Source organism: Mycobacterium dioxanotrophicus, from assembly GCF_002157835.1.
GTDB lineage: Bacteria > Actinomycetota > Actinomycetes > Mycobacteriales > Mycobacteriaceae > Mycobacterium > Mycobacterium dioxanotrophicus.
Genome location: NZ_CP020811.1, coordinates 22,939 through 34,566, shown reverse-complemented (window position 1 = coordinate 34,566; position 11,628 = coordinate 22,939). Strand labels below are relative to the sequence as shown.

Sequence of the window (11,628 nt, the reverse complement as noted above, 5' to 3'; positions counted from 1 at the left end):
ACCGGGTAGATCGGATGCTCACCGTCGCGGTGGGCCCGACGCCGTCGAGGAACCCGACGTAGCGGGTGTGGCGCCGCCAGCTGCCCCGCTGAGTGACCAAACGCCGATACGGCACCTCGGTGGTGCCGGCATCAGCGTGATAGCGATACATCGACAACACCGCAGCCGCCCGTGGCTGCAAAGAACTGGTCACCATCTTGGTCTCGGGGGCACCCAGGCGCGGTGTCCCGGGCAGATCACCAGTCCGCAGATACTGCAAGTACTGCCCGAACAGGGTGGTGGGGAAGTCATCCCAACGATGGCCGGTGTGCTCGAGCAGCGTGAACCACCGCGCCAACCCGCGGCGTAGCCACGCACCGTGTGCGGGGACGCGCCCCCTCACGCAGAAACCTCAGATACTCCGCAGCCGGGCCACCGGCAGATGATCGGCGCCGACGATCGTGTAGGTGACAGGCTGGTCGGCAAAGATCACCCGCTGCACTCGCGCCACCGGCCCCGACCCCCTTGTGTTTTAGCCGCGCCGGCTTCGCTGCCGCAACGGAATCACATTGCTGCCCGTACTGGGCGCCGCTGTCGCGGGTCCGACCGTCGCTCTGCCGCTGCCGGCCGCCACCCGCACCGCCGCCGCGCCCGGGCGGCCCGCTGCCCGGCCATGAAGTCCTCCAGCAGATCCTGCGGCCACACCAAGTCATAGGGGCCAGCATCGCCGCCGACCGCGCCGAAAACGCCATCTCCAGCCACTTGCTGATCAATCGTGGCCGCTCCACCTCACGGTCATTCCAGCCCGGCTCCACCCGACCCCACGTCGTATCGGTATCCGGATTGACCCGGGTGTAGAGCTGGCGGCGCAACGCCTCAAACCGCGCCCCAGTCAACAACTGCGAGGTATGCAGGTGCTTGATCAACGCCCCCAGCGACACACCCCACTTGGCTTTCACCGGCAACAACTCCGCCAGCGACGGGGCCCGCGACACTTCCTTGGCCAGAACCGCCGCCGGCGCCAACAACTCCGACGCGAACTGCGACGCCTGCTCCTCGCAGGCCTCGGTGACGCTGCCCGAGGCATGCAACACCAGATGACCCACCTCATGAGCCAGCGTCCAGCGGGTCCGTTCCCACGAATTCGATTGCCGCACAACGATCAACGGCCGGGTATTGAACTCCCCGACACGCACCGAATAACCCAAATGCTTGTCGATCTTGCCGGTGGAATCCCCGTCACCCAGGATCCGCCGTGACGAGGAGGTCAGCAACCGGCGCACCACGACCACCACACCGCTGCGCTCAATCTCATGCGTCAGGTACTCGATCGGCTGATCGTGCTCCAACCCCAACTGGCACGCACCGCCGCAGCGGCCTGGGTCACCGCGGTGTCGATCGGAAGTATCGGCAACTTCACCGCAGGTAACTGAGTGCGGCCATTGAGCTCGTCGAGAAACTCCCCAGCCAATGCCGCGAACTGCGCCAAATACTCCCGCTCGGTCGCCGTGATCGACCGCGGCGCACGGAACAACAGATCCGACTGGTGCACCCGCGACGTCGGAGCGGTGGTGAAAAATTTCGCCGGGAACCGCAACACCGCCACCAGCCGGTCGAAATCCTCGATCGGCAACGCCGTCGTGGTCGACTTCTCCAACCGGTTCAGCCGAGAATGCTTCCAGCCCAACGCTTCCATCACCGCAGTGGCAGTCATCGCGCGCATGACCCGGGCCTGGTTGACCCGCAACCCATACACGTCCACGGTCGTCGTCATTGCGACCTCGATTCAACAGCCACCCGCCGACATTCGCATCGACCCCGACACCACGACCCTTAAGCCGGCTCCTCGGATCCTCGCCCGTACCCAGCGCCGGCGGCTCGTACTCGCCGAAGTCGTCCCTGGGCCCCTGACCCTGCGCCGACGGAGTCACCAGCGGAGAGTCCGTGACCGGAGGCAGCGGCTCGGTTGCCAAAATCTGCACCCGCGACGCATTGTCCACATCCACCACGAACGCCAACACCGCCTCCGACAATCCCCACCCATCGTCGGTCGGCCACCACAGGGCGAAGATATCCGGTGTACCGGCCGGAGTCACAATCGGCGACGGAAACAACTGCGCCGGCTCGTCCTCGTCCAACAACATCTGCTCGTCGACCTGAGCCTTCGGCGGCCGCAGCACCCGAAGATCGCCCCCCGTTGGATGCGTCACCACCCGAACCCGCTCCCCGTGCAACACCTTCGACGGCCACCGCCGCGCACGAAAATCCATTCCCCGCGAATCGGCGATCTGCACCGACAACCCACTGCCACGAGAAGTCAACAACGTGTCCCCCGGAATCGGCTTGCGAAGCTCGCGCATCCTCAACACCATCTGGCGCACACACGTGCAAAAAGCCTGACCGTGAATATCCAACGGATCCTCGAACAACGGCTGCCACATCTGGCCAACCTTGGGGATCACCACCTCCAAGTCGTAACGCAGAGTCGCCAACGACGGCCCATGATCCGACACCGCCTTGCGCAACCGCTCCTGTAGGTTCACACGGCGAATTTCGCACACAAAAACAGGGAGCGCAAGCAACACGCCGCACCGGCGTGGCGAGGGTATTGATATTGCTACGCACCATCTTAGGGTACATGTACTCGACGATAAATATGCAGTTCAACACGCATATTGTGCTCACAATATGTACTTAACTACTGATAAGCCGTGGCCAGACCGTAATCCAGCGGCAGGCTCAGCCAATAGATGCGCCGGCGCGCGCGGTGCCCGGCGATCGTCGGCTCCCAGCTGCGGCAGTGCTGCACCCACGGCCGCGCCGCGGCCGCCAGACCGGTCTCACCGCCCTCGCGCAGGCGCAGATCAGGATGGCTGTAGAGCATCTTTCGCACGGTGCTGCGCGGTGCCACCGGCACCGTCAAGCCACTGATCGACGATCCCGACGGCAGTGCCCGCCACAGCTCGGCGTGCTCGGCGGCCACGCGATCCTGCCACTCTTCGGACAAGAAGATGAACGGCTGACCGGACAACAGGTAGTCGGCATAGACCCCGTGAGGGGTCAGCCGCAGGTTGCCGATCGCGCGTAGCGGGGTGGCCAAAGACATTCGAACCGGCCCTTCTAGCGGTGCGGGCGGTGCGAGGACACGACCTGCGGGCGCAGGTTCTCCCACCACCAGCGGGCCCGGGTGCGCAGCGACGGACGGGTTGCGGGCAGTTTCGACAACGACCACACCGCCGCCGCGGTCACCACGACGCCGATGATGAGCAAGCGCAGCGCATTGCCGGAATTGATGTTGGCGGTGACCAAAGAGCCGGTCACGATGAACCCGAGCACCGCGGCGATGGCGTCCGGGGCGCGCCACTTCTCCTTGAACGGCAGCGTGAAACCGTCCCCGGAATCGCCGAGGTGGATGGGCAGCGAGCGCTGATCGGAGTAGATCTTGGCCGAGACGTCGTTGCTCATCGGTCAGCGATCCCAGACGCTGTCCACACGGACCGGGTTGCGGATCCCGGCGTCCTCGGCTTCCTGGGTCACCGCGGCGGCGATACCTACCGACAGCCCGATCAGCACCGCGAACACGATCGCGCCGATCTCGGCGGTGATCGCCGCGCCCGACCCTTCTTTGAGCTTCTTGATGGCCGATCCGGCGCCGATGACCAGGGCGACTAGCGCCAGGAAGCCCAGCACCGCCAGCCCGAGTTTGTTACCGGACTCAAAAAGGCCCGATGCCGCCAGTAATTCGGTATTTTCTGCCATGTTCCCTCACGCCTTTCTCAATCGCCCTTAGTTATGTGGTTTGGCGACAGGGTTGGCGTCGGATTGGGTGCCAACCTGTGGAACTAAGTCTATGGCCGCCACCATCCACGTCCCGCCGCTATTTTCGACCGTCAGTGGATACGCCAAATTCACGGTGGCAAATTGTGATGTCTGCGCGACGACGGTGGCCCGCACGTGCAGCTGCTCGCCGGGTGCTGGCGTGTCGGGCACGCTGCGGTCTGTAGCTGCTGTCGAGACCACCGCACTTTGATAGCCGACGATCGGGCGCAGCGGCGCACCGGCCACCACGTAGCGATCCAGTCCGTTGGTGGCCGTCAAATAGGTGCGGATGAATCCGGCGACCACGGCGAACACCGGGCTCTCGGGGCCCAGGGCGTTGCGGTAGTCCAGTGTGAAATCCGCGCCCGGACCCGGATCGTTGATCTGGGCCGGGAAGTCCAGGGCACGGGGTTGACGATTCCACAGCGAAATCGGGACCTGATAGAACGTGCGCGTGGGTTGCGCTGAGGCATAAGCGCGTTCGTTGACCGAGATCACGGCGGTGTAGAGCTCGGTGTCACCGAGCGTGCCCATCCTGAGCACCGGTCCCACCTGAGGCGCGGTGATCACTGCCGCTGGTGTCGAGGGCAGCGCCAACCCTTGCTCGGGCAAAGTGATGAAGCGCTGCAAGCTGTCTCGTTGATTGACCGTCGCGGTACGCCAGGCCACCACGAAGTCCGACGCGAAGGCCCCCACCATGCTTTGTTGATTACGTTCGCGCTGGGCGATACCGATGAAGTCGGGGCGGTCGGGGGCCAAGAACACCTTGCAGCCGGCGGCGGCGCCGAAGATCGCGGCCAGGGTCACGGCGACGAGGCCGGCGCGGCGGGCGCCGCCGCGCCATCGGTGCAGACGTCCTTGCCAGGTTTTCGACAGTGCCACGGGAATCTCATTTCTTAGGGCTGGTAGCCGAGGAACTTCAGCGCGCTCATCGCGAACGTGTTGTCGACGGGGTCGCTACCGCTGCCGGGTACGGTCAGATCGGGGTACGGCTCCGGGCTCTGCGGGGCTTCCGACAGGGGTCGACCCCCTTCGCCGAGCAGCGACTCCACCAACCCGGGCTGGGCCTCGGGCAGCCCGGCGGGATCGGTGGCCGGTAGCGGTGAGGTGGGCGGGCGCGAGGTCTGCAACACCACCACGTTGACCCGGGAGGCCAGCACCCGACGCGGCAGCGCGGCGGTGACCGGCCCGTGCACATTGCCGGTGTCGTGGGTGAAGATGTCGGAGACCACGTTGCCGTTGAGGAAGATGTATTGCAGCCGGGTCACTACCCGATGCTGAAGCCATCGGTCCTGTCCGCCAGGCGTTTTCGCGACCCATCCCGGCGTCGCCTCGACACCGGAAATCATGTAGGTCTTGCCGAAATCGACGGTGAGTACCTTGCCTTCGAGCGCCTCATCGCGGGACCCGCGCGCGCAGACCCACGCCGAATCGGTGGCGGTGTCGGTCAACGACTGCGCCGAGGTCGACCCAGCCGCACACGGGGCGCTGGCGGTGTAGGGAAGCGACTGATCCTGCGGGAGCGTCGGTGCGGCCGAGGTGGGAACCGGCTGTGGTTGAGCTACCGGCGTGGCCGCAGGGGCATCAGACCGCTGCTGGGTCGGTGTGGAGTCGTCGCTGAACGACACCAGCGCGGCCACGATCGCCGTCACCGCCACCACCAGCCCAACCCCCAACGCCAGGGCGGTGCGCTTGGCGCCGGCATCAGCGCGAGTCGCCCCGGTGGCGTCGTCCTCGGCAGCCGGCGCATCGGGGGCGTCGAGATCCACGGGCATCTCGTCCGCGGCGGTGGCCGCCACCGGCTCCAGATTCGGGTCGGTGTCCCCCTCGCTGTCGTCGTGCTCGCTCGTGGGGTCGGTTTCTGCTGCGGGGCCGGTGTCGTCGACGTCGAACGCGACCTCGCCGGAGTGCACCGTGCCCGCGGCCGGTGCCGCGCCCCGGTCTGCGCCGCTCATCAGCTCATCGACCCAACGGTCATCGGTGAGGGGTTCGGCAGTGTCAGCCACGGCGCTGGTCCTCGATCACCTCGGCATCGACCACCGTTGGCGCGGCGGGTCGCCAGGCCAGCGGCGGCGGTCCCATCCACACCGGCAGCAGCACCCAGCCGCCCGGCTGGGTCGGCGCCCACCCCACCGGGCGCGACGGCGGTGCCGAACGCACGGGGCGACGGCGCGCCCGGGCGGCAGCGCGCGCATCGGCGGCGAGGCGGGCGGGCGGCGGCGTCCCCGTACCGCTTTCATCACCAGGACCACGACAGCAATCAGGATCAGCACCGGGGCGAGCTTGATGATTATCTGCACCACGGCCAGCACGGCCACCGCCATCACGGCGGCCAGCAGGGCGAACAGTGCCAGTAGTGTCTTCATGAGGGCAACCTAACGTCGAGATATGACATATATCGGCGGTTACAATTTGTGACCCGACTTAGCGCATTGGGTGCGGTAGGGTGCGGATTATGACGGTCCCAGCCGACGGCGTCGCCCGCCTCATGCACTTCGTCGACGCCCGCTTGGCTCAACTGCGGATGAGCAAGGAAGATGCCAACCGCCGAGGGTTCCCCCACCCCAGCACGTTGGCCGCTGTCCGCGCCCGCGATTCCCAGCACACCCCCACCGTGCGCACACTGCTGCGCATCGACCGCACCCTGGGCTGGCAGCCCGGGTCGGCCGCAGTGGTGCTGCTGGGCGGCACCCCGCTCAGTGTCACCGCCCGGACCACCCGTAACGTGCGCGCTCACGAGCAGTCCTCGACGCCGATGACGGCCCAGGACGTCATTGACCGGCTGCTGGGCCAACTGCACGACGAAATCGAGCGAGCCCGCAACGACGTGCGCGCCGTCGATGACCGCCTCCAGCGGCTCTACACCGTGCACGAACGGCTGAGCCAGGAGTTCCGCGTCGATCACACGCTGGTCGAGGAGTTCGACGACCAGGACGCGGTCACCGGCACCGCGCAGCACTGAGGTGCGCGCCGCGCTCACCACCGCGGCATCCGCTCGCCGTGTTCGGGCAGCGGCCGCGGCTCCACCACCGGTGGGCCGGTGATCTCGTAGGGCCCCAGGATCTCGGCGGCATCCTCGGCAGTGAGCGTGCGCTCCGGCGGCGTCAACGGCCACCACTGCTCCGAGCCAGGGATCGCCAACCATCCTTCGGCGATGCCGTACACCCCGGCCACCACGGGCGCGGCGGCGACTTGGGCGCACAGCCACGGCACGACCAGCATCTGACCCATCGTCGGGGCCGGGTCATACAGCGCGATAATCGGCAGTCCCAGCGCGGCCCCCGACCACAGCAAGGCAGCGGTGGGGAAGGCCCGAAGTGTCGCCGGAATCAGGTTCACCAGAACAGTTTTGAGTGCCACGCCGGCTAACCAACCCATCGGAACACACACCGCCAGCACTGCCACCGCCACCAGTTCCACGTGTGAGGTCGGCGACTTGGCCACTCGCAGGATCAACGGCGGCAGCGACGTGTCGTCATGCGGGTCGGGCACCGCGGCCACCGTGTCGCGCTGGCGAGCTCGCACGCGGCGGCCCAGCTGCTCGGCGCGGCGGCGCTGAATCAGCGACCATCCCTGCCGCCGGGCAATCCAGGCCCGGCGCACCTCATCGAACTTGTCGCTGGGATCAGCCATAAAACGACCCTAAAATGCCCCAAAGGGTAGCTCGTGCACTATTTTTGCGACTCCGACTCCGGCCCGCGATCAGCTGAGCGGGGGGGTGGCGCGCTGCGCCATCCCGCACTCTCGCTGTTGTCGAGCGCTACATCACACCGCGGTTCGCCGCGGCAGCGAACTGTTGCGCGGCACGGAAGTAGTGCCGGGCATAGCGCAGTTGCGCAGCAGTGGCGTCGCCGGCCACCAGCACAGTGGCGGCCTCGTCACGCGCCGAGAGGGCGTACTGGCGGCGGCGATGGGTGTCGGTACCCATAATCACCGCGTATTGAAGGTCTCTGCGGGCCTGCGCAAGCGCGGTCGAGGTGGCGACATGGGCGCCCACGGCGTCCTGTGCGTGCGGTGAGTGGTTACAGCAGTCGTGTGCTGGCAACACCTGGGCCACAACCGAACTCATCGCCTCGACGCCAACGCGCCCTTGCCATTGGCCCGTTGTTGGCGATGGCTGCCGCCGCTGCTGCTGCTGATTGTAGGTTCTCATAGTTCGTGGCGGACGGCGCTGCCTCTAGCTGCGGGTTTGCGGCAATTCTCATCGTAATGGCGGACGGACTTTTCTCATCTACGTGGCGGATCCTAGAACCGTACGGTGGTGCGCAAATCAACTGTAGAGGCCGATCGTAGAACTCACCGCCGAGGCAACGACAAGGGACCGCAATATGAACCGTTCCGGTGCGTTACAGCACAACATTGTGAGTCGGACGCCTTCGGAGTGATCATGGTGATGGCAAGCCCGAACTGACACGCTGGTTCGGAAGAGCTGGTCGAGATTGCGCTGCGAACTACGAACATCGTTCGTACACAACCTGATAGAACGACCGCCATGGATATTCTCTATTGTCCATGACGTCTAGACGGCGAGTCCGTACGCCTGAATGTCGGCCGGATTTTGACATCTAAGTATCGAATCCTAGAACTGAACGGTTGCCCAAGAAATCGCACGGCGTCAACCGCTGACATCTCGCGCGGAGCCGTTCCTGCAAGAACCGTAAGCTGGCCGCCGTAACTCGCCTGCTCGTCCGGAATCTCAATCAGCACCATACGCTCCCGATGCAGCGGACTGGCCATCTTATAGATGGCCTGATCCTGCTGCAGCCCGGCCTTACTGCGACGAGTTGCGCACCGTCGGTGTGATCGAAACCGGATCTGAAGGCGATCGCGCGTCGAGCGTCGGTTGTATCGCATGTCGCTCAAGCGGGTATTTGGGGCGACTCGACGGCCGAATAGAACTTGTCGGCGTGAATGCGCGCCTCCGGCAGGCCCTTGGCTTCCAGGAGTCGCCCGACGGCGTCACACATTTCAGGTGCCCCGCACAGGGGCGGCGTCCAATGACTGTTCGTGGGCGATGGGGCTGAGCATTCCGATCACCGAGGAACGCGTGGTGTCGGGCAGTGCCATGTCCGGAAGATGCAGGTCCAGGTAACACCACGTCGGGACGTTCCGATGCGGCGAGCGCGACGCCATCAGTCGAGGTACGCGCCCCCCGGCACATCTGCACGCGCGGCGCGCCTTCCACCCCCAAGTGCACGAGCGGATGATCATCGACCACCATCACACGTCCCGACCCGTCATGGGCACCCACCACACCTGGAGTGGCGGCGTATGGGCGTGGGTCGATGTGACCTCGCTGGTGAGGGGGCATGTTTCCACGGTAGCGCCACGCGTTCGCGACCACCGCCAACCCAGCGATCGTGAACCTCCGATCGGAGGTAGTCGACCGCAGACCGGCGTGTGATGCTGGTCTCAACGCGACGGTGGTCGGCACCGGCGTCACAATCCAACGGGAGCGATAAATGACTGCATCGGTCACCACGCAGCACGAGAAAATCAAGTCGTTCGATTGGGAGCCGAGTTACTTTCATCGCGACGCGCTGTATCCGACGAAGTACAAGATTCCGCCGAAGACGAAGGACCCGTTCCGCACCCTGGTCCGGGAGTACGTCGGGATGGAGGAGGAGAAAGACGACCGGCAGTACGGTGCGCTCGAGGATGCGTTGAGCCGGGGGAACCTCAATCACCCCCACAACACCAAGGTCAGCAAATGACGATTAGGCGCCCCGAGCACTTCACGCATCATGAGGTACAGCTCTCAGATGTGAAGATTCATTACGTGCGCGAGGGGGCCGGGCCCACGCTGTTGCTGCTGCACGGCTGGCCCGGATTCTGGTGGGAATGGAGCAAGGTCATCGGACCGCTTTCGGAGCGCTTCGATGTAATCGTTCCGGACTTGCGTGGGTTCGGCGACTCAGAGAAGCCCGACTTGTCCGACCTGGCGCAGTACTCGCTGGAACGGGTCGCCGACGACCAAGCAGAGTTGCTGAACGCATTGGGAATCGATCAAGCGTATGTCGTCGGACACGACTACAGTGCAATCGTCGTTCACAAGTTCATCCGAAAGTATCCCGACAGGGTTGTCAAGGCGGCGATCTTCGATCCCATTACCCCGGATTTCGGACCCTTCTATCTTGGCTTCCCGCACATCGCAGAGTCGTGGTATTCGCAGTTCCATCAGACAGATATGTCGGTCGAACTCGTTACTTCAAGCCGCGAGGCTTGCCGGATTTACTTCAAGCACTTCTTCGATCACTGGTCGTACCACGCGCCTTTGCTAACACAGGACGAGCTGGACATATACGTGGACAACTGTATGAAACCGAACAATGTCCACGGCGGGTTCAACTATTACCGGTCAAACCTCTCGGTGACGAGCGATCCGTGGACGGACCTCGACCGGACGGTAAGCGACCTTCCCGTGACCATGCTCTGGGGCGTGGGCGATCCCGTCGTTCCGTCATCGCTCGTTCATCAGGTTCCGAACTATTATTCGAACTACACCATGGAACTCATCCAGGATGCTGGGCATTTCATGATGGTGGAGAAGCCCGAGGTAGTCATCGATCGCCTCAAAGCCGGGTTCCGGTGACGAATTTGGTGGTCGGCTAACACCCGTTAGGCGCGCAAGGTGAGCGGCACGACTTATGGGATCTTCGACACGCTCGCCGCGGGAGACGGCTGGCCGGCACACCTCAACCGTCAACTCCCGGTTGAACCTGCCGGCGTCGCGGTCGACCTGCCGTCGCCGTCGAGTAGGCCTGGCCGAAAAGGACACTTGACGCCCTCGTGGTTCGTAACACACCAGCTACGAGGCAGGTGTCGTCGCGAAGCCCGGACCGTCGAGTCAGATCCCTATCAGGTCGGCGATGCAGCCGACCAGATGTGGCGCCCGGCTCGACGGCCGACGGCTCGGCCGTTCATTCTGGGACGGCGGCCTTCAGCGAGTCCAGTGCGCCCGCGCTCAACCCGGCAAGTTCGGCGGCCTCGTCCCCATCGAGGACGGCTGACAAGATTTCCGTCATCCGCCGGTTGGTCGCCTCCTCGACCTCGCCGTAGCGCTCGGCCTTGTCCGCCCCGTCGGGGAACGGCTCCGGCCAGCCGAACAGCGTCGCGTACTCCTGCCCCTTGTTGAGCATGTGTGCCTCGATCGCGGAGATCCCGGAATTGTTGAGGACGTTGAAGTGCACACCCGCCCGTAGCTCCCGCAGCACGAACATCACCTGCATCGCCCGCGCCGGAGCGTCATCGGCCAAGGGCATGGTGCGCCACCCCGCGTACAGCGGAAGGCCTGCGCCCGGGGTCGCCGCGATGACCTTCTCGCCCAGCTCGGCGAGACGGTCCAGCCCCTGCGCACCGGCCAGGTATCGGCGACCGAACCCGGCGGCCTGTTCCCAGTAAAGCTTGGCTGCCTCGGCTGCACCTCGCACTGCGACGCCTTCTTCCCACAGGCCGCGAAGGGCTTCGGGCTCGAATACCACGAATACCGAGCTGACTGCGACCCCGGTGGCTTCGCCAAGTACACCGCCGCGGCCCGCGACGTAACCCGCGAACGGGTTCTCGTAACCGGCCGCCACACTTTCCGCGAAGGTCTCGGGATGCAGCATGAACACCGCGACGACCTGCTCGATCGGGGCCCCCGCAGCCCGGGTGGCAGCCAGGATGTCGGTACGACTCATGGCATTTCCTTCCATCGTGGTTGTCTAGCTTCGCTCCTCCAAGATTCTCCGACGGTTGGCAACCACCGCCGACTGGGACAGGAATCACACTCCGTCCGTGAGCTGACTACCTCCGATCGGAGGTCTCCCTGGCAACGGTTCAACAGACACA

Annotated in this window: 14 protein-coding genes; 3 read left to right on the top strand and 11 right to left on the bottom strand. The window is 65.0% G+C overall.

All coding sequences use genetic code 11. From position 1 onward, the window contains the following. Nucleotides 1-287: 287 nt before the first annotated feature. From BTO20_RS40930 to BTO20_RS37465, 8 genes are all read right to left on the bottom strand, one after another. On the bottom strand, nucleotides 288-1,334 hold the full coding sequence (locus BTO20_RS40930) for an ImmA/IrrE family metallo-endopeptidase (RefSeq protein WP_232491382.1): 1,047 nt from the start codon (nucleotides 1,332-1,334) through the stop codon (nucleotides 288-290). Continuing rightward, nucleotides 1,298-1,753: a helix-turn-helix domain-containing protein gene (locus tag BTO20_RS40925; protein WP_232491381.1), complete on the bottom strand. Its 456-nt coding sequence runs from the start codon at nucleotides 1,751-1,753 to the stop codon at nucleotides 1,298-1,300. The genes BTO20_RS40930 and BTO20_RS40925 overlap by 37 nt, the downstream gene beginning before the upstream one ends. Nucleotides 1,754-2,677: 924 nt before the next feature. After that, nucleotides 2,678-3,085, bottom strand: coding sequence for a hypothetical protein (locus BTO20_RS37490; RefSeq protein WP_232491380.1), 408 nt, complete (start codon nucleotides 3,083-3,085; stop codon nucleotides 2,678-2,680). A gap of 14 nt (nucleotides 3,086-3,099) precedes the next feature. After that, the gene (locus BTO20_RS37485; protein ID WP_087083510.1) at nucleotides 3,100-3,444 is read right to left on the bottom strand and encodes a hypothetical protein; all 345 of its coding nucleotides are present in this window, start codon (nucleotides 3,442-3,444) and stop codon (nucleotides 3,100-3,102) included. A gap of 3 nt (nucleotides 3,445-3,447) precedes the next feature. Then, nucleotides 3,448-3,738 carry a hypothetical protein gene (locus BTO20_RS37480; RefSeq protein ID WP_087083508.1) on the bottom strand — a complete coding sequence of 97 codons (291 nt, stop codon included), beginning with the start codon at nucleotides 3,736-3,738 and terminating at the stop codon, nucleotides 3,448-3,450. 27 nt (nucleotides 3,739-3,765) lie between these two features. Beyond that, a complete protein-coding gene (locus BTO20_RS37475; RefSeq protein WP_087083506.1) occupies nucleotides 3,766-4,680 on the bottom strand; it encodes a conjugal transfer protein in 915 nt (304 codons plus the stop codon). Nucleotides 4,681-4,694: 14 nt separating this feature from the next. Beyond that, nucleotides 4,695-5,804, bottom strand: a complete 1,110-nt coding sequence (locus BTO20_RS37470; protein WP_087083504.1) for a hypothetical protein — start codon at nucleotides 5,802-5,804, stop codon at nucleotides 4,695-4,697. 15 nt (nucleotides 5,805-5,819) lie between these two features. Then, nucleotides 5,820-6,164 (bottom strand): hypothetical protein, encoded by a 345-nt coding sequence (locus BTO20_RS37465; RefSeq protein WP_232491379.1) that lies wholly within the window; start codon nucleotides 6,162-6,164, stop codon nucleotides 5,820-5,822. Between the two features lie 89 nt (nucleotides 6,165-6,253). On the opposite strand from BTO20_RS37465, the gene BTO20_RS37460 reads away from it, so the two are divergent. Beyond that, complete coding sequence (locus tag BTO20_RS37460; RefSeq protein WP_087083502.1) at nucleotides 6,254-6,760, top strand: hypothetical protein; 507 nt, start codon at nucleotides 6,254-6,256, stop codon at nucleotides 6,758-6,760. Nucleotides 6,761-6,774: 14 nt separating this feature from the next. Here the strand turns inward: BTO20_RS37460 and BTO20_RS37455 are convergent, their stop codons facing one another. Both BTO20_RS37455 and BTO20_RS37450 read right to left on the bottom strand, forming a co-directional pair. Beyond that, nucleotides 6,775-7,431, bottom strand: coding sequence for a hypothetical protein (locus tag BTO20_RS37455; protein ID WP_087083500.1), 657 nt, complete (start codon nucleotides 7,429-7,431; stop codon nucleotides 6,775-6,777). 127 nt (nucleotides 7,432-7,558) lie between these two features. After that, on the bottom strand, nucleotides 7,559-7,867 hold the full coding sequence (locus tag BTO20_RS37450; RefSeq protein WP_198344632.1) for a hypothetical protein: 309 nt from the start codon (nucleotides 7,865-7,867) through the stop codon (nucleotides 7,559-7,561). Nucleotides 7,868-9,260: 1,393 nt separating this feature from the next. On the opposite strand from BTO20_RS37450, the gene BTO20_RS37440 reads away from it, so the two are divergent. Together BTO20_RS37440 and BTO20_RS37435 are read left to right on the top strand one after the other, a co-directional pair. Then, nucleotides 9,261-9,512: a hypothetical protein gene (locus BTO20_RS37440; RefSeq protein ID WP_232491378.1), complete on the top strand. Its 252-nt coding sequence runs from the start codon at nucleotides 9,261-9,263 to the stop codon at nucleotides 9,510-9,512. Beyond that, nucleotides 9,509-10,390, top strand: a complete 882-nt coding sequence (locus tag BTO20_RS37435; protein ID WP_087083498.1) for an alpha/beta fold hydrolase — start codon at nucleotides 9,509-9,511, stop codon at nucleotides 10,388-10,390. The genes BTO20_RS37440 and BTO20_RS37435 overlap by 4 nt, the downstream gene beginning before the upstream one ends. A 328-nt stretch (nucleotides 10,391-10,718) precedes the next feature. Here BTO20_RS37435 and BTO20_RS37430 read toward each other — a convergent pair whose 3' ends face one another. Next, nucleotides 10,719-11,477 carry an SCO6745 family protein gene (locus BTO20_RS37430; protein WP_087083496.1) on the bottom strand — a complete coding sequence of 253 codons (759 nt, stop codon included), beginning with the start codon at nucleotides 11,475-11,477 and terminating at the stop codon, nucleotides 10,719-10,721. Between the last annotated feature and the right edge of the window lie 151 nt (nucleotides 11,478-11,628).